Consider the following 17,763-nt stretch of genomic DNA (forward strand, 5'->3'; position numbering starts at 1 on the left):
CCGGGTCAGCCGGCCAGGTCGGGCTCTGGCTCCAGCAGCGGCGCGGGCGATGCGCTCGCGGCCGCCGGCGCCGCCATGGACGAGGCCAGCACATAGCGGTCGCGCCCATGTTCCTTGGCGTGGTAGAGGGCGCGGTCGGCATCGGCAAACAACAGGCGCCACAGCGCTTCCTTGCTGCCCGGGCCGCCGCGCAGCTGCGCCACGCCAATGCTGACGCTGGCATGGCCGCGCCCGGCGGGCAGTTCAATCGCGCGCACCTTGCGCAGGATACGGTTGGCCAGCGCCGAGGCCTGCTGCTCGTCGGTATGCGGGCACAGGATGCAGAACTCTTCGCCACCGTAGCGCCCGGCCACGTCCGAGGCGCGGCGCGAGTTGTCCAGCGCATGCGCGACTTCGCGCAGCACGGCATCGCCAGCGTGATGGCCGAAGGTATCGTTGACCTGCTTGAAATAATCGATGTCGATCACCAGGCAGGACAGCGCCTGCCCGTCGCGCTGCCAGCGCGCCACCAGCGACAGTGCCGACATCTCCAGCGCCCCGCGGTTGAGCAGCCCGGTCAGGGCATCCACGCGCGCGCCGCTTTCGTTGTGCGCGACGATCTGCTCCATCGCCATCACGGTGAAGCCGAACAGGCCCAGCAGCGTGGCCATCAGCGGCGCCAGCAGCCAGGCCGAGCCGACCGGGCCGGCAAAGAACAGCGTCAGCGGCGCGGCGCCCGCACCGCCCGCCACGGGCAGGTTCATGGCATGGCTGAAGCCGGCCAGCTGCGTGGCCAGATGCACCAGGCTGGCCACCAGCACCAGCGGCGCGCCGATGCTGCGGCGCCCGCGCCCGGCACGCGCCAGCGTGGCAAAGGTGGCCAGCGAGACCAGCGCCAGCAGGCCGTAGACGATGCGCAGCACCACCTGCTGCCCGTCGGGCATGCCGCTGGTGGCCGCGGTCAGGCCAAGCCCGATCACGCCCGCGGCGGCCAGCGCCGCGGGATGGGCCGGCACGCCGTAATAGACCCGCACGCCGCGGTAGATCAGCAACCAGCCAGCCACGAACGCCAACGCTCCCAGCGTGCCCAGCTGGCCGGTGCCGCTGGCCGCGCTGATGGCCAGCGCCAGGCCCGCGGCCGACACCAGTACGTGCCCGAACGCCCACAGCCGCCCCGCCTCGCTCGCGCGCAGCGCGAACACCAGCCCCGCCGCAATAATCAGCGTGCTGCAAAAAAACACCATCATCACCACCGCAATGGTCTGCTGGTCCAAGTGCACGGGGATTTCCTCAAGGATGCCGTCTGCCGCGCCGTCATATCGAGCGGCGGGCATCAGGCCACAGGGGCGCGACGCAGGCATCTCTCGCACTTGTTTTCACAAAACGTGACATGCGTTGTTTTCAATGCCAGCCGCATGATAGCCCGCGCATGCAGGCGCGTGGCACCCCCGACAAGCCGGGTCGGGCCGGCTGCACACGCAAGCCCGGCGGCTCAGCCCGCGGAGGCATTGTCCGTAATGCTGTCCGGAAAGGTGCCGCCCAGCGCCTGGGTCAGCGCGCGCGCCGCATGCAGCACATCGACGCGGAAGTCTTCACGGTAGCGCGAGGCCGGGCAGGTCAGCGTCAGCGCGCCGCACAGCACATCGCCGGGACCGAATACCGGCGCCGACACCCCGGCAAGATCGGGGCTGCGGTCGCCCACCAGTGCCGCCACGCCCTCGTGCCGGATGCGCTCGTAGAGCGTGCCGGACTCGCCGGCAAAGGCGCGCAGCACGCGCGCGCCGGCGCCCCGGTCGCGCGGCAGCAGTTCGCCGGCGCGGACATGGTCTCGCACCGGCTGCGGCGAATCGACGCGGTACAGGCACAGCCGGTGCTCGCCCTGCTCGACATGGAAGGCCGCGCTTTCACGCGTGATGCGCACCAGCTCGCGCAGCGCCGGCATCACCACCGCCTCCAATGAGAACGACGCGGCGTAGACGGCATTGAGCCGCGCCACCTCGGGGCCCAGGCCATAGCGCCCGTCGGATTGGCGCCGCACCAGCCCGGCGTGCTCAAGCGAGGCCAGCAAGCGCAGCAGCGTGCTCTTGTACAGGCCGCTGCGTTGCGCCAGCTCGGCCAGCCCCAGCGCGGTATCGCCGAGACGGAACACCGACAGCACGAACAGCGCCCGGTCCACGGCGATGGCGCCGCCCGCGGCGGCGTGCTTGTCGGCTTCTGAAACCTGTGCGGCTTTGCGTGGCATGGCGGACGGCGGCGATCCTGGCTGGACCGGATGACGGAACGATGCGCCAACGTATAGAACGCACCCCGGCTTGTCAATCCGCCCTGCTCCGTGTCGATGACCCGGCACACGTGCGGCGAGCTCGCGCAACAGATGCCGCATGCGTCCACGTATCCGCCCGGCGCGCTGGCGTTTTTCTGCAACACCGTGGCCGGCCTCTGCCGCCGCCCGGGCCGCTGCCAAAGCGTCTTCGCCGCCCCCTCGGCTACCGCATGCGCCACATTGCTTGCGCGTACTCGCCACTCCCGGCTTTGCAAGCGGAATTAGAGGGAAAGTTACCTGCTTTTGATTCAGCAGCCGCTGCACGGGGTGGATAAAATCATGTGTTGCTGACCTTCGCGCAATCCCTGCGCTGCTTTCCGTACCCTCGCTGCAATGTCTCACCGCCGTGCTTTTCCCGACCCTGGTATGACCGTTCCCGCTCTCTCGCTTGGCGCCATCCTGGATGACCTGCGTAGTGCCCCGCGCCCGCTGACTTCCGCGGAGTACACATACCTGGCCCACCTGCGGCAGCGTATCGTCACCGGCGACGCAGACCTGTGGACCACGCTCGAGACCGCGGGCGTGCCATGCAGGGAACGCCGCCTGTCGCCCGAGGTGGTGCAGGCACTGACCGCGATCGGCCATTTGCCAATGCACTGAGCCCGGCGCACGCCACCCCACATTGCAGAAATTTCCCCGGATCATTTCGGAAAACCGCACCCTCCAGCCTGCCTGCGTCCCGCTACGATCGATTTCCTTTCGATTCGCCGGGCACCGTGCTTTCAGTCAACTGCCAAGCATGCCCCGGCCACGGCCCAGCCATGGCTTACCCATCCAGCAACCGGCGCGTCAGCTTCCTGTCGTTGCGCGCCTATGTCGCAGTGATGCAGCACCGTGATGCCGTCCGCGCCGCGCAAGCGCTGCGCATCCATCCGCAACGGCTGTACTACCACATCCGCGGCCTCGAGGCCGCGCTCGGCAAGCCGCTGTTCAGCACTTGCAGCCCGGACTGGCTGCCGACATCCACGGGCGTGACCGCACTGCCCAAGGTCGTCGCCATGCTGGCCATCTGGGATCAGATCGAGGCCGGCATCCGTGCCAGCCAGCCTGCCGCGGCGGCCCGGGAAGCCGAGCCCGGCGCCATTGCGCGCTACGGCGCCGCATTCTGGGTGCGGCAGGCGACGATGTAGCGTCAGGCCAGCCGTTCGCAGCAATAGGCCTCGGTGCGATAAGGGAAGGCAACCTCGGCACGGCCCGCCAGCGCGGGATGCCCGTCGATGACCGCCTGCAGCCGTGCGCGCACGCGGGCCTGCTCCGCTGCCGGCAGCGCGGCAATGAAGCTCACCGACATCACCCGGTCCACGATCACCTGCTGCGGCGCCCCCACATGCGTGTAGGGCTGGCACTGCAGCGCCAGCGGCCCAAAGCCCTCGGCGGGAAAGACCCGCTTCCAGTCACCCCTGTAGAAACGCGGCGCGTCGCCTTCATACGGCGTCATGATGGCTGTCAGCTGCGCCACCCAGTCCACGCTTTCATCGCGCACGTTCCATACCAACCCGAGCCGGCCGCCAGGGCGCAGCACGCGGCCGATTTCCGCCATCGCGCCCGCATTGGCAAACCAGTGGAAGGCCTGCGCGCAGACCACGGCATCGACGCTGGCATCGGCCAGCGGAATGGCCTCGGCACTGCCTTCCAGCGCCTGTACCGACGGCAGCGCCACGGCCAGCTGAGCGCGCATCTGCGCCACCGGTTCGACTGCGATCACCGTCGTGCCGGTCTCCGCCAGCCGGCGCGTGAACTTGCCGGTGCCAGCGCCCAGGTCCAGCACGGTGCGGCCGGCGCGCAGGCCCAGCGTGCCGCGCAGCCAGGCGTCGATTTCAGCGGGATATTCGGGGCGTCCGCGCGCGTAGGTATCGGCCTGGCTGGCGAATCCCTGTGCGGCGGCCTGGTGGATGGCGGTCATGGGCGAGCTCCGGTTGCGTACCGGAGGCGTAGCCTACGCCCCATGCCGGCACGGGGCAAGCGGGCGGCTAGTGCTGCATGCCCCAGCGGCGCACCGTCAGCCGTTCCAGCGTGGTGAACACCAGTCCCTCCACCAGCAGCCCGATCAGGATCACCGCGGCCAGCCCTGCAAAAACGCGGTCGGTGTAGAGCTCATTGCGGTTCTGGAAGATAAACCAGCCCAGCCCGCCCTGCCCCGACGACGCGCCGAACACCAGCTCGGCCGCGATCAGCGTGCGCCACGCAAAGGCCCAGCCGATCTTCAGGCCCGACAGGATCGCCGGCAGCGCCGCCGGCACCAGCACCAGCGCGACATGGCGCAGCCCGCGCAGGCCGTAGTTGCGGCCCGCCATGCGCAGCGTCGGCGGCACCGCCCGGAAGCCCGCGTACATGTTCAGCGCCAGCGGCCACAGCACCGAATGGACCAGCACGAAGACCAAGCTTTTGGTGCCCAGCCCGAACCACAGCAGCGCCAGCGGCAACAGCGCGATCGCCGGCAGCGGATTGAACATGGCGGTGAGCGTGTCCAGCACATCGCGCCCGAAGCGCGTGGACACCGCCAGCGAGGTCAGCACGAACGCCAGCACGATCCCGGCCGCATAGCCGCGCAGCAGCACCGACAGCGAAATCGCCGCCTTGCCCGGCAGCTCGCCGCTGGCCACCGCGTCGCCGAAGGCGCGCATCGTGGCCAGGCATGACGGCAGCAGCAGGTCGTTGTCCTGCACGCGCGCCACCAGCTCCCAGATCAGCCCCAGCGCCAGCAGGATCACCGCCTTGCGCAGCCAGCCGTGTTGCCACAGGCGCTGGTGCCACGGCAGCGCGCGCGCAAGCGGCGCTTCGGTGAAGGGTTCAGGCTCGCGTTCGTATTCGGGCCGAAGCGTGTCGGCCAATGTCAGTGTCGGTTGCGTCATGATGCGATGTCCCGGTTCAGCGGCCCGCCGCGCTGCGCGCACGCGGCGCGGCCTCGGCGGCGGGTTCGTCGAACAGCAAGGTATGGATGCGTTGCGCGGCGGCCTGGAATTCGGCGCCGCCCTGGCTGGCCAGGCTGAACTGGTGGCTGTTGAGTTCCGCGCGCACGCGGCCCGGGTGCGGCGACAGCAGCAGGATGCGGCTGCCCACCACCAGCGCCTCTTCGATCGAATGCGTGACAAACAGCAGCGTGAAGGCCGCGTCGTCCCACAGCGCCAGCAGCTCTTCCTGCATGCGCCGGCGCGTGAGCGCGTCCAGCGCGGCAAAGGGCTCGTCCATCAGCAGCACCTTGGGGCGCATCGCCAGCGCGCGCGCGATCGCCACGCGCTGCTTCATGCCGCCCGACAGCGTATGCGGATAGGCATCGGCAAAACCGGCCAGCCCGACCTTGTGCAGGCTGTCCAGCGCCAGCTCGCGCGCCTCCGCCCGCGACAGCTTGCGCGCCTGCCGCAGCGGGAACATCACGTTCTGCGCCACCGTCTGCCACGGCGGCAGCTGGTCGAACTCCTGGAACACCACGATGCGGTCCGGGCCGGGCTGCAGCACACGCCGGCCTTCAAGCCGGATCTCGCCCTCGCTGGGCGGAACGAACCCGGCAACCGCCTTCAGCAGCGTGGACTTGCCGCAGCCGGACGGGCCCAGCAGCACGAAGCGGTCGCCGGCATGCACGTCGAAGCTGACACGATGGGTGGCGCGCACGATGCGCTCGGGCGTCCGGTATTCCAGCGACACGCCATCGACCTGCAGCAACGGCGTGGCGCGCTCCGACACCACGCGCAGGTTATGGATGGCCATGCTCAGCTCCCCTGCGCGGTGACCGGGTCCTGGAAGAAGTAGTCCTGCCAGGACTTGGGCTGGTTGCGGATCGCGCCAACGCGGTGCATGAAAGCGGCCAGCGCAAAGGTGTTCTGCGGCGCCACGCGGAACTGCACCTGCGGATTCTTCAGCACGCGCAGCAGCAGCGCGCGGTCGGTTTTGGCCTTGCTCTGCCGCAGGTAGATGTCGGCGGCCGCTTCCGGATTGGCGGTGGCAAAGGCCGCGGCCTCGGCCAGCGCATCGACGAAGGCGCGATAGGTCTTGGGGTTGTCGCTGCGGAACTTCTCGGTCGCGTACAGCACCGTGGAAGAACTCGGACCGCCCAGCACGTCATACGAATTCAGCACGATACGCGCGTTGGGGTTGCCCGCCAGTTCCTGCTCCTGGAACGGCGGATTGCCGAAGTGGCCGGTGATCTCGGTGCCGCCGGAAATGATCGCCGCGGCGGCATCCGGGTGCGGCACCGCCACGGTCCACTTGTCGAGGCGGTTGTATTCCTTGTCGCCCCATTGCCTGGCCGCAGCCAGTTGCAGCACGCGCGACTGGACCGAAACGCCCACCGCCGGCAGCGCGATGCGGTCCTTCTCGGTGAAGTCGGCAATCGACTTCACCTTGGGGTTGTTGCTGACCAGGTAGTACGGGAAGTTGCCCAGCGATGCCACGCCCCGCACGTTCTGCTTGCCGTGGGTGCGGTCCCACAGCGTCAGCAGCGGGCCCACGCCGGCGCCGGCGATATCGATGGCACCGGACAGCAGCGCGTCATTGACCGCGGCGCCGCCCGACAGTTGCGTCCATTCGACCTTGATGTCGACACCCTGCTGCTTGCCGTGCTTCTCGATCAATTGCTGGTCGCGCGCCACGTTGAGCAGCAGGTAGACCACGCCAAACTGCTCGGCGATGCGCAGCTTGCCTTCGGCGTGCGCGTTGCCGGTGATGGCCAGGCCGGCGCTCAGCGCCAGCAGGCCGAGCTTGCGGGAAAAACGAGAAAACATGACAGAACTCCGGGGAATACAGTGGATTGGCGCTCGCCGCTGCGAGCGCCCTGGGATGACTTGCGACACCGTTTCCGCCTTCAGCGCGGCACGTCGCCTTCGATGGTGGTGCGGTACATCACGCGCCGCTGTTCCGGCGGACAGCCCGCGGCAAGATGCAGCAGCGAGCGGTTGTCCCAGAACACCAGGTCATGTGGCTGCCACTGGTGGCGGTAGATGTGGGCGGGCTTGACGCTGTGCGCGAACAACTGGTCCAGCAGGTCGCGGCTTTCCTGCTCGGGCAGGCCGACGATGCGGGTGGTGAAGTGCTCGCTGACAAAGAGCGCCTTGCGCCCCGTCTCCGGATGGGTGCGCACCACCGGCTGCAGCACCGGCCTGACCTGCGCGATCTGCTCCGGCGTCAGGTCGGGCCGCCACGGGCTGCGCTGCTGCAGCTCGGCATAGCGCGCCAGGTAGGTGTGCTCGGCGTGCAGGCCATCGACGGCGCGTTGCAGCGCCGACGGCAGCGTGTCCCAGGCCAGATGCATGTTGGCGAACAGCGTGTCGCCGCCTTCGGCGGGCAGCTCGCGCGCATGCAGCAGCGAACCGAGGCTGGGCTTTTCCTTGTACGACAGGTCCGAATGCCAGAAGTGGCCGGCATCGCCGAGCCCGATCGGCTTGCCGTTCTCGACCACGTTGGACACCACCAGCACTTCCGCATGGCCCGGCAGCTGGAACTGGTGCAGCACGTGGATCTGCAACGGCCCGAAGCGGCGGCTGAAATCGATCTGCTGCGCGGGCGTGATCTGCTGGTCGCGGAACACCACCACGTGGTAGTCGAGGTGGGCGCGATGGATGCGGACAACATCCGCGTCGGACAGCGGCTGCGACAAGTCGAGCCCGATCACTTCCGCGCCCAGCGGCGCGTCCAGCGGACGGATCTCGAAGTTGCCCGCGTCTGCTGACAATGCGGTGGAAAGCGGCGCGCTCTGCTGGCGCGAAACACTGGCGTGGGCGGTTGCGGTCGTCATGGCAAGCTCTGGCACGGGGGAAACCGATGCGGCATCCGGGATGCCGCGTACAAGCTTGCACTGTAGAGAGCCGGCCATTGCACCGTCAACGAATCATATTGCTGGCCCTTATCCGCTTATCGCATATCCATGTCTCGACATTTGCCAGCCATCAGGGCTTGCCGGGGCAAGCGCTGCGGCACGGCACGTTGGCCGTATCCGGGCGCGCGTCGGCGACAAAGCCATCGCGGTTCGGCATCTTCACCTGCGGCAGCGTGCGCGCGTCCAGCACCGCATCCGCGGGCAGGATGCCGTTCTTGTGCAGCAGCCACGCGGTGACGGCATAGACCTCGTCCGGTGCCAGGCTCTGCGGCGCGTTGTAGGGCATGGCACGGTTGATGAAGTCGAATACCGTGGTCGCATAAGGCCAGAAGCTGCCGATGGTCTTGACCGGGTCCTTGCCCCTGGCGGCGTCCTTCAGCGTGCCCTGCCCGCCCACCAGCGCATCGGCCGGCTTGCCTTCGCCATTGACGCCGTGACATGCGGCACAGTGCTGCGCATAGACCTGCTGGCCACGCGCGACCGTGCCGCTGCCCGGCGGCAGGCCCGTGCCGTCCGGGGTCACGTCGATATTCCACGCGGCAAGGTCGCGCTCGCTGGCGGGGCGGCCTATGCCGTAGGTCTGCGCAAGGACCGTTTGGGCCGCGCAAGCCAGCGCCAGCACGGCGGCGGCGTCACTGATTCGTTCAAGCGCGCGCATTGGCAATACTCCCGTCCGCGGCCACGCGCCAGCGCTGGATCGCGTTGTAGTGATAGGTGGAAGCCACGCCGCGCGCGGCCACCAGCTGGTCCGGCGTGGGCTGGACGTTGCCGGCTTCGTCGATGGCGCGGCTCTCCAGCGAAGCTGGCCCGCCATCCCAGCGCCACGGCAGGCGGAAGCGCACCAGCGCGCGGTCCAGCACCGGCTCCTGCAACTGCGCCTCGCGCCAGCTGCGGCCACCGTCGACCGACACCTCGACGCGGCGGATGCGCCCATGGCCCGACCACGCCAGGCCCGAGATCTCATAGAACCCGCGCTCACGCAGTCTGTGATCCGGCGCGGGGAAGGTGATCACGGACTTCACGTCCATCAGGAAGGTGAACTGCCGCGCGCTGCCGTCGGGCAAGGAGTCCGTGTACTTCGACGTCTCTTCGCGCGACATGAACGGCGCGCGCCCCAGCTTCAGGCGCCGCAGCCACTTGATGGACATGTTGCCCTCATAGCCCGGCAGGAACAGCCGCAGCGGATAGCCATGCTCGGGCCGCAGCATCTCGCCGTTCTGCGCATAGACCAGCATTGCATCTTCCAGCGCCTTGGCCAGCGGCACGCTGCGCGTCATGGCTGCGCCATCGGCGCCTTCGGCCAGCACCCAGGTCGCATCCGGCGCCACGCCAACTTCATCGAGCACCACGGACAACGGCACGCCGGTCCACTCACAGCAAGACAGCAGACCGTGGCTGATCTGCACGGACTTGGCGCCGGGCGCCTTCCACTCGCGTCCGGTGTTGCCCGAGCACTCCAGGAAATGGATGCGCGATACCGACGGCAGGCGCACCAGGTCGTCCATGGTGAAGATGCGCGGGCGCGCCACCAGCCCGTGCACCGCCAGCCGGTGCTGCGCCGGGTCGATCAGCGGGATGCCGGCGTGATGGCGCTCGAACACCAGCCCGGTCGGCGTGATGATGCCGCGCAGATCCTGCAGCGGCGTCATCGACGAGTTGGCGCCGGGAAGCGGCGCCGCGCTGCGGCTGCGCCGCACCACGTCTTTCTCGAACGGGGACGGCTGGCCGTAGGCATGCCACAGCACGGGCTCGCCCGGCGTGCGCGTCCACGGCGCAACCGTCAGGGGCTCAGCGCGCGCCGCAGTGGCGGCGCCGGCCGCGGCGGCGCCCAGCACCGCCCCGCGCTGCAGGAAGCGCCGGCGGCCGGAAGTCAGGTCATTGCTCATCGTGAGGGCGTGGTCAGTCTGGTAGCGATCAAAATGCGCAGACTGTAGGACAGCACCGGCACTCGGCCAACGAAGAAGAATGCATGCCGATATGCCAACGCCGCGCTGCGCGCCATATGCGCGGGGCCGATAACCAAAGCCGGAATCATTCGTTCAGGTCCGCGCGCAGCGCCGCTTATCGTGGAGCCGTCCTCCACTTCAAGAAGGTCTGCATGATGATGACCCCGCGCCCCGATGCCACCGCTGCACCCACGCTGACCCGCCGCGAGCTGCTGCGCTGCGCGGCCTGGTCCGGGCTGGGCATGGCCGCGTCGCTGTCGCCGCTGTCCGCGTTCAGCGCCAGCCCGGCCGCGCGGCCCGACGTGATCCGCGTCGGCGTGGCCCAGCCCGCCACCGGCACCCCGCCCGGCTTTGCCGGCAGTTCGCTGGCGATTGCCCATGCGCGCGGCTGGCTCGAGGAATCGTTCAAGCCGACCGGCACGCGCGTGGAGTGGTTCTTCTTCAAGGGCGCCGGCCCCGCCGTCAACGAGGCGCTGGCCAACCGCCAGCTCGACTTCGCGCTGCAGGGCGACCTGCCGTCCATCGTGGCGCGCTCCGCGGGCCTGAAGACGCGGCTGGTGCTGGCCACTGGAGTGCGCGCCAACATCTACGTGGGGGTGCCGCCCGATTCGCCGCTGAAGACGGTCAGCGACCTGCGCGGCAAGCGCGTGTCGCTGTTCAAGGGCACCAACATGCATCTGCCGGCGCTGCGCCTGCTGGAAGCGAACGGGCTGTCGGACAAGGACCTGCGCCTGCTCAACCTGGACACGGCCGGCTACCTGGCAGCGCTGTCCACGCGCGACATCGACGCCGCCATCGGCGCCATGGACATCCTGCGCCTGCGCGACAAGGGCGCGGTGCGCATCCTGTACTCCAGCAAGAACCAGTCGCCGATCTACACACGGCAAAGCCACGTACTGGTGAGCGACGATTTCGCCGGGCGCTATCCGGAAGCCACGCAGCACCTGGTGAAGGCCGCGGTCGAGGCGGCGCGGTGGGCCTCGGACGAGAGCCATCGCGAGGAGGTGCTGCGCACCTGGGCGCGCGCGGGTACGCCTTATGACCACTGGAAGGAGGACTTCGACGGCGAGCCGCTGCGGGTGCGGCTGAACCCGAATTTCGATCCCTTCCTGGTCAGCCGCTACAAGGATGCGGTCGAGCAGGCCTATCGCTTCAAACTGAGCCGTAGGCGCTTTGACGTGGACCAGTGGATCGACCAGCGCTTCCTGAAGGCCGCACTCAACGACCTGAGCCTGCAGAGCTACTGGCCCGTCTACCAGCCCAACGGCAAGATCCTGGGAGCCTGACACCATGTCCGTCGCCGAATCGCTTTCACTGCCCGCCGCAGCAGCACCGCGCGCGCCTTCCTCACGCAAGCCACTGCGCTGGCAGGATGCCACACGCTGGCTGCTGGCCTGGCCGGTGCCGCTGGCGCTGCTGCTGGTCTGGTACGTGGCCGCCCGCAATGCCTGGATTCCGCCGCAGGTGCTGCCCGCACCCGAAGACGTCGCACGCACGCTGGCCGACCTCTGGCAAAGCGGGGAACTGCAGGCCAACCTGGCCATCAGCGCGCTGCGCGTGGCCGGCGGCTTCGCCGTGGGGCTGGCCGGCGGCCTGGCGCTGGGCGCGGCCATGGGCCTGTCGCCGACGTTGCGCGACTACGTCTACCCGACCTTCAAGGCGTTCAGCCAGGTGCCGGTGCTGGGCTGGCTGCCGCTGCTGATGCTGCTGGTCGGCATCGACGAAGCGCTCAAGGTGATCCTGATCGCCAAGGCCGCCTTCGTGCCGGTGGCGCTGAACACGTACAAGGGCATCGGCAGCGTGCCGACCCGCTACCTGGAAGTGGCGCGGGTGCTGCAGCTCACGCGCTGGCAGACGCTGTCGCGCGTGGTGCTGCCCGCCGCGGCCGCGCCGGTGTGGAACGGCGTGCGCTACGGCCTCACGCACGCGTGGCTGGCGCTGGTGGTGGTGGAGCTGCTGGCCTCGTCCGAGGGGCTGGGCTACATGATCGTCTACGGGCGCCAGCTGTTCCAGCTCGACATGGTGCTGGCCGCCGTGGTGGTGGTGGGCGTGGTGGGCTTTGCGCTGGACAAGACGCTGGCGCTGGCCGAAGGCGCGGTGCTGCGCTGGCGCAAGCCGGGCTTCTGAGGCGAGGCCGCGATGACCACGTCCGCTATCCGCCCCCGTATTCGCCTGCACCGCGCCTTGCGCGGCTGGGTGCTGCCGCTCGCGCTGCTCGCGCTGTGGTGGGCCGCCGTGCGCTTTGGCTGGACCACTTCGCCGCTGCTGGTGCCGGTATCCAGCGTCTGGGACACCGCGGTGCGCCAGGTGCAGAGCGGCGCGCTGGCCACGGCATTGGCCGCCAGCCTGTGGCGCGACCTGGCCGGCTTTGCCATCGGCGCCAGCGCCGGGCTGGTGTTCGGCACGGCGCTGGGCCTGTCGCGCCTGTTCGAACGCATGGTCGGTCCGAGCTTTCACACGGTCAAGCAGATCTCGCTGTTTGCATGGATCCCGCTGATCTCGGTCTGGTTCGGGCTGGGCGATGCCGCTAAGGTGGTGTTCCTGTCGCTGGCCGCATTCTTCCCGGTGGTGCTGAACACCTTCGAAGGCATCCGCGCCGTGCCGGCGGACCTGCTCGAGGTTGCGCGCGTCCTGCGATTCAACCGCACCCAGGTGCTGTGGCGCGTGGTGCTGCCGTCGGCGGCGCCGTCGATCTTCGCCGGCATCCACCTGGGGCTGATCTATGCGTGGCTGGCCACGCTCGGCGCCGAGTACCTGCTGGTATCCGGCAAGGGCATCGGCAACACCATGACCGACGGCCGCGAGAACTTCTGGATGGACCTGGTGATCTTCGGCGTGATCGTGGTCGGCCTGGTCGGCTTCACGCTGAACTGGATTGCCAGCCGCATCGAATCGCGCCTGCTCGCCTGGCGCGGGCGCTCGGTGGCAGCGGGCTGAGCCACGCTGCACCTTATTGAACGGAGACCGCAAATGCCACATGCCGGCACGCTAAGCATCGCGCACCTGCACAAGCAGTACGAAGTCGAGGGCCGGGCGCTGCCCGTGCTCGAGGACATCACCCTGACCATCGCCCCGGGAGAGTTCGTCAGCATCGTCGGCGCCAGCGGCTGCGGCAAGTCCACCCTGCTGCGGCTGGTGGTGGGCCTGGAAGAGGACTACCGCGGCAAGATCCTGCTGGACGGCAAGCGCGTATCGGGCACCAGCCTGCAGCGCGGCATCGTGTTCCAGGAGCATCGCCTGTTCCCATGGCTGTCGGTGGAACAGAACATCCGGCTGGCGCTGCTCAACACGCCGGGCAGCGACGCGGAAAAAGACCGCAACGTTGCCGAGCATATCGCGCTGGTTGGCCTGCGCGGCTTCGAGCAGGCCTATCCGCACCAGCTCTCTGGCGGCATGTCGCAGCGCGTGGCGATTGCGCGGGCACTGGTGACGCGCCCCGAGATCCTGCTGCTCGACGAGCCCTTCGGCGCGCTCGACGCGATGACGCGGGCCTACCTGCAGCAGGAACTGCAGCGCATCTGGCAGGCCGAGGGCATCACCATGATCCTGGTCACCCACGACGTCGAGGAAGCCGTCTTCCTGGGCGACCGCGTGGTGGTGATGGAACCCCGGCCCGGCCGCATCCGCCGCATCCTGCCGGTGGACCTGCCGCATCCGCGCGAACGCGCCGGACTTCCCTTCGCGCGCGTGCGCGATGCCGTGCTGCGCGAATTCGCCGGGCAGGAGCCTGTCGTGCAGCGGACCCCCGAACCTGAACTCGCCTGACCCAACCCTCTTACATCCCCGGAGCTTCGTGATGACCCAAGCCAACGCCACGCAAGACCAGACCGTCCAGCTCGACATCCACCCGGTTGCCGGCCGCATCGGCGCCGAGATCCGCGGCGTCGCGCTGCACGGCGACCTGCCGCCCGCCACCTTCGCCGCCATCCGCGCAGCCTTGCTCAGGCACAAGGTGCTGTTCTTCCGCGACCAGGTCCATCTGGACGATGCCGCGCAGCAGGGCTTTGCGCGCCTGTTCGGCGACACCGTGCCGCACCCGACCGTGCCCTCGCGCGACGGCACGCAACTGCTTGAGCTCGACTCGCAGCACGGCGGCCGCGCCAATTCCTGGCATACCGACGTGACCTTCGACCTGGCCTACCCCGCGGTCTCGGTGCTGCGCGCCGTGACCGTTCCCGCCGCCGGCGGCGACACGGTGTGGGCCAACACCGCTGCCGCGTACCAGGACCTGCCCGAGCCGCTGCGCGAACTGGCCGACAAGCTGTGGGCACTGCACACCAACGACTACGACTACACGGCCACGCGCGTCAATCCGAGCGACGAAGGGTTGAAGCGCTACCGCGAGCTATTTACCTCGGCGCTCTACGAGACCGAGCACCCGGTGGTGCGCGTGCATCCGGAAACCGGTGAACGCACGCTGGTGCTGGGCCACTTCGTCAAGAAGCTGCTGGACTACTCGTCGGCCGATTCGGCGCACCTGATTGCCGTGCTGCAGGGCCATGTGCACCGGCTGGAGAACACCGTGCGCTGGCGCTGGCGCGCGGGCGACGTCGCCATCTGGGACAACCGCGCCACCCAGCACTACGCCATCAACGACTATGGCGACGCGCACCGCGTGGTACGCCGGGCCACCGTGGCCGGCGACATCCCGGTCGGCGTGGATGGCCGCCGCAGCAAGGCGGTGAAGGCGGGCGTGCGCAACGAAGGCGCGGCGCCGGCCAACCAGTCCGCCGGTGCCGCGCAACGGCAAGCGGCCTGATTTGGCCAGTTGCTTCCGGGGAGCACGATCCATGTCACAGCAAAAGCCGGCGCGCCAGCTGCATCTGGGCGCCTTTCTCCAGGCCACCGGGCACCATGTCGCCGGGTGGCGCCATCCGGGCGCGCAGGCCGATGCCGGGCGCAACCTGGCGCACTACATCGCGCTGGCGCAGCGCGCCGAGGCCGCGGGGTTCGATGCGCTGTTCCTGGCGGACGGCGTTGCCATCCGCGGCATGGATGATGCCACCCTGCCGCGCACCGCGCGCGCCGCCACCTTCGAGCCGCTGACACTGCTGTCGGCACTGGCGGCAGTGACGCAGCGCATCGGCCTGGTGGCGACCGTCTCCACCACCTACAACGAGCCCTTTCATGTGGCGCGAAAGTTCGCCTCGCTCGACCACCTCAGCGGCGGCCGCGCGGGCTGGAACGTGGTGACGTCGTGGTCGGATGCCGAAGCGCGCAACTTCAGCCTCGAACGTCATCCCGCGCACGCGGATCGCTACGCCCGCGCCGAAGAGTTTGTCGACGTGGTCACCGGGCTGTGGGACACCTGGGAGGACCATGCCTTCCTGTATGACAAGGACAGCGGCCGGCATTTCGATGCGGACAAGCTGCACACGCTCGACCATCGCGGCGCGCACTTCCAGGTGCGCGGACCGCTCAACGTCGCGCGCCCGCCGCAGGGCCATCCGGTGATCGTGCAGGCTGGCTCGTCGGAGGCCGGGCAGGAACTGGCGGCCCGCACCGCCGAGGTCATCTTCACCGCGCAGCAGTCGCTGGCCGATGCGCAGGCCTTCTATCGTGGCCTGAAAGCGCGGCTCGCGCGCTATGGCCGCACGTTTGATCAACTCAAGATCCTGCCTGGCGTGTTCCCGGTGGTGGGCCGCAGCGAGGCCGAGGCGCAGGAGAAGTTCGAAGCGCTGCAAAGCCTGATCCATCCATCGGTGGGGCTGGCCCTGCTGTCGCAGCACCTGGGCGGGATCGACCTGAGCGGCTATCCGCTGGACGGCCCGCTGCCCGACAACCTGGCCGAACCGAACGGCGCCAAGAGCCGCTTCCAGCTGGTTACCGGCCTGGCCCGTCGCGACGGGCTCACCATCCGCCAGCTGTGCCTGCGCGTGGCCACCGCGCGCGGCCATTGGTCGATCCACGGCACGCCGCAGTCCATCGCCGACCAGCTGCAGGCGTGGTTCGAGGGTGAGGCCGCCGACGGCTTCAACGTGATGCCGCCCTGGCTGCCGGGCGGGCTCGATGACTTCATCGAACTGGTGCTGCCGGAACTGCGCCGGCGCGGGCTCTTTCGCGAGCGCTATACGGGCACCACGCTGCGCGAGCACCTGGGGCTGCGCCGGCCCGAGAACCAGCGCTGGCGGCAGGTCGAACCGCCGCTCGCGGTCGGGGCATGACCGCTGCGCTGCGGCGCCGCGCATATCCAAATGCAATAAGCTTCCTTGCCTCGCGCGAGCGCCGTCGGCAACCATAGCGGCCACGCCGCAGGGGCGTGCGCGGGCCGGCTGGTACCATCGCACGGCCTGGTGCGCCCGCGCGGCGCACCGCTCGGCATGCCCGGCGCCATGGCAGGCACTGCCCCGTCGCGCCGGTCCGGCACCCAACAGCGAGACGAAGAGAGAAGAAGATGAGACTCGAAACCCTGGCCGTCCATGGCGGCTATTCGCCCGATCCCACCACGCGCGCGGTGGCCGTGCCCATCTACCAGACGGTGGCCTACGCCTTCGACAGCGCCCAGCACGGCGCCGACCTGTTCGACCTGAAGGTGGCCGGCAATATCTACAGCCGCATCATGAACCCGACCAACGACGTGCTCGAGCAGCGCCTGGCCGCGCTCGAGGGCGGCGTGGGCGCGCTGGCGCTGGCGTCCGGCATGGCGGCAATCACGTATGCGATCCAGACCATTGCCGAGGCCGGCGACAACATCGTCTCGTCGAGCCAGCTCTATGGCGGCACCTACAACCTGCTGGCGCACACGCTGCCGCAGTCCGGCATCGAGACCCGCTTTGCCGATGGCCGCAACCCGGCCAGCTTCGGCGACCTGATCGACGCGCGCACCAAGGCGATCTTCGTGGAGTCGGTGGGCAACCCGCTCGGCAACGTGGTCGATATCGAAGCCATCGCGCGCGTGGCGCACAACCATGGCGTGCCGCTGATCGTCGACAACACGGTGCCGTCGCCCTACCTGTGCCGTCCGTTCGAGCATGGCGCGGATATCGTGGTGCATTCGCTGACCAAGTACCTGGGCGGCCACGGCAACAGCGTCGGCGGCGCCATCATCGACAGCGGCAAGTTCCCCTGGGCCCAGCACAAGGAACGCTTCAAGCGCCTGAACGAGCCCGACGTCTCCTATCACGGCGTGGTCTACACCGAGGCGCTGGGCCCGGCCGCCTATATCGGCCGCGCGCGCGTGGTGCCGCTGCGCAATACCGGCGCGGCGCTGTCGCCGTTCAATGCCTTCCTGATCCTGCAAGGCATCGAAACCCTGGCGCTGCGGCTGGACCGCATCACCGAGAACGCGCTGGCGATTGCCCGCCACCTGCAGCAGCATGCCAAGGTGGACTGGGTCAACTTTGCCGGCCTGCCCGACCATGCCGACCACGCGCTGGTGCAGAAGTACCTGGGTGGGCGCGGTCCCGGCATTCTGTCGTTCGGCCTGAAGCAAGGCGGCCGTGAAGGCGGTGCGCGCTTCCTGGACGCGCTGCAGCTGTTCACGCGGCTGGTCAACATCGGCGATGCCAAGTCGCTGGCCACGCATCCGGCGTCGACCACGCATCGGCAACTCAATGCGGAGGAACTGAAGGCAGCGGGCGTCAGTGAGGACATGGTGCGGCTGTCGGTCGGCATCGAGCATATCGATGACCTGATCGAGGACCTGGATCGCGCGCTGGCGGCGGCCTGACCGCAGGCTACCGACGTCAGAGCGACCCGCTGGTTTG

At 69.0% G+C, this 17,763-nt stretch carries 18 protein-coding genes; 9 read left to right on the top strand and 9 right to left on the bottom strand.

Going from position 1 to position 17,763, the window contains the following annotated elements; translation table 11 throughout:
- Positions 1–5: 5 nt before the first annotated feature.
- Complete coding sequence (locus tag C265_RS18875; RefSeq protein ID WP_010810924.1) at positions 6–1,259, bottom strand: diguanylate cyclase; 1,254 nt, start codon at positions 1,257–1,259, stop codon at positions 6–8.
- Between the two features lie 212 nt (positions 1,260–1,471).
- The gene (locus C265_RS18880) at positions 1,472–2,221 is read right to left on the bottom strand and encodes an IclR family transcriptional regulator (RefSeq protein WP_010810923.1); all 750 of its coding nucleotides are present in this window, start codon (positions 2,219–2,221) and stop codon (positions 1,472–1,474) included.
- A 447-nt stretch (positions 2,222–2,668) separates the two neighbouring features.
- Here C265_RS18880 and C265_RS18885 point away from each other — a divergent pair, with 447 nt between their 5' ends.
- Positions 2,669–2,902, top strand: coding sequence for a hypothetical protein (locus tag C265_RS18885; protein ID WP_010810922.1), 234 nt, complete (start codon positions 2,669–2,671; stop codon positions 2,900–2,902).
- Between the two features lie 161 nt (positions 2,903–3,063).
- Positions 3,064–3,432, top strand: a complete 369-nt coding sequence (locus C265_RS18890; RefSeq protein WP_010810921.1) for a LysR family transcriptional regulator — start codon at positions 3,064–3,066, stop codon at positions 3,430–3,432.
- Positions 3,433–3,434: 2 nt separating this feature from the next.
- On the opposite strand, the gene C265_RS18895 is transcribed toward C265_RS18890, so the two are convergent.
- From C265_RS18895 to soxC, 7 genes are all read right to left on the bottom strand, one after another.
- Positions 3,435–4,205 (bottom strand): class I SAM-dependent methyltransferase, encoded by a 771-nt coding sequence (locus C265_RS18895; protein WP_010810920.1) that lies wholly within the window; start codon positions 4,203–4,205, stop codon positions 3,435–3,437.
- Positions 4,206–4,272: 67 nt separating this feature from the next.
- Positions 4,273–5,154 carry an ABC transporter permease gene (locus C265_RS18900; RefSeq protein WP_010810919.1) on the bottom strand — a complete coding sequence of 294 codons (882 nt, stop codon included), beginning with the start codon at positions 5,152–5,154 and terminating at the stop codon, positions 4,273–4,275.
- Between the two features lie 16 nt (positions 5,155–5,170).
- Positions 5,171–6,007, bottom strand: coding sequence for an ABC transporter ATP-binding protein (locus C265_RS18905; protein ID WP_010810918.1), 837 nt, complete (start codon positions 6,005–6,007; stop codon positions 5,171–5,173).
- A 2-nt stretch (positions 6,008–6,009) separates the two neighbouring features.
- Positions 6,010–7,020, bottom strand: coding sequence for an ABC transporter substrate-binding protein (locus C265_RS18910; RefSeq protein ID WP_010810917.1), 1,011 nt, complete (start codon positions 7,018–7,020; stop codon positions 6,010–6,012).
- Positions 7,021–7,100: 80 nt separating this feature from the next.
- Positions 7,101–8,030, bottom strand: coding sequence for a TauD/TfdA family dioxygenase (locus C265_RS18915; RefSeq protein WP_010810916.1), 930 nt, complete (start codon positions 8,028–8,030; stop codon positions 7,101–7,103).
- Positions 8,031–8,181: 151 nt separating this feature from the next.
- A complete protein-coding gene (locus C265_RS18920) occupies positions 8,182–8,769 on the bottom strand; it encodes a c-type cytochrome (RefSeq protein WP_010810915.1) in 588 nt (195 codons plus the stop codon).
- Positions 8,756–9,997 carry a sulfite dehydrogenase gene (gene soxC / locus C265_RS18925; RefSeq protein ID WP_010810914.1) on the bottom strand — a complete coding sequence of 414 codons (1,242 nt, stop codon included), beginning with the start codon at positions 9,995–9,997 and terminating at the stop codon, positions 8,756–8,758. Before soxC ends, C265_RS18920 begins: the two co-directional genes overlap by 14 nt.
- A 215-nt stretch (positions 9,998–10,212) precedes the next feature.
- Here soxC and C265_RS18930 point away from each other — a divergent pair, with 215 nt between their 5' ends.
- The 7 genes from C265_RS18930 (at position 10,213) to C265_RS18960 (ending at position 17,726) form a co-directional block, all read left to right on the top strand.
- On the top strand, positions 10,213–11,343 hold the full coding sequence (locus C265_RS18930; RefSeq protein ID WP_052181654.1) for an ABC transporter substrate-binding protein: 1,131 nt from the start codon (positions 10,213–10,215) through the stop codon (positions 11,341–11,343).
- A gap of 4 nt (positions 11,344–11,347) precedes the next feature.
- On the top strand, positions 11,348–12,184 hold the full coding sequence (locus tag C265_RS18935; RefSeq protein WP_010810912.1) for an ABC transporter permease: 837 nt from the start codon (positions 11,348–11,350) through the stop codon (positions 12,182–12,184).
- 12 nt (positions 12,185–12,196) lie between these two features.
- A complete protein-coding gene (locus C265_RS18940; RefSeq protein ID WP_010810911.1) occupies positions 12,197–12,994 on the top strand; it encodes an ABC transporter permease in 798 nt (265 codons plus the stop codon).
- Between the two features lie 33 nt (positions 12,995–13,027).
- Positions 13,028–13,822 (top strand): ABC transporter ATP-binding protein, encoded by a 795-nt coding sequence (locus C265_RS18945; RefSeq protein WP_010810910.1) that lies wholly within the window; start codon positions 13,028–13,030, stop codon positions 13,820–13,822.
- A gap of 31 nt (positions 13,823–13,853) precedes the next feature.
- Positions 13,854–14,816, top strand: coding sequence for a TauD/TfdA family dioxygenase (locus C265_RS18950; protein ID WP_010810909.1), 963 nt, complete (start codon positions 13,854–13,856; stop codon positions 14,814–14,816).
- Between the two features lie 31 nt (positions 14,817–14,847).
- Entirely contained in the window at positions 14,848–16,221 is a 1,374-nt protein-coding gene (locus tag C265_RS18955; RefSeq protein ID WP_010810908.1) for an LLM class flavin-dependent oxidoreductase, read from the top strand.
- 230 nt (positions 16,222–16,451) lie between these two features.
- Positions 16,452–17,726, top strand: coding sequence for an O-acetylhomoserine aminocarboxypropyltransferase/cysteine synthase family protein (locus C265_RS18960; RefSeq protein ID WP_010810907.1), 1,275 nt, complete (start codon positions 16,452–16,454; stop codon positions 17,724–17,726).
- Positions 17,727–17,763: the final 37 nt, after the last annotated feature.

It is taken from the genome of Cupriavidus sp. GA3-3 (assembly GCF_000389805.1).
Taxonomy (GTDB): domain Bacteria; phylum Pseudomonadota; class Gammaproteobacteria; order Burkholderiales; family Burkholderiaceae; genus Cupriavidus; species Cupriavidus necator_D.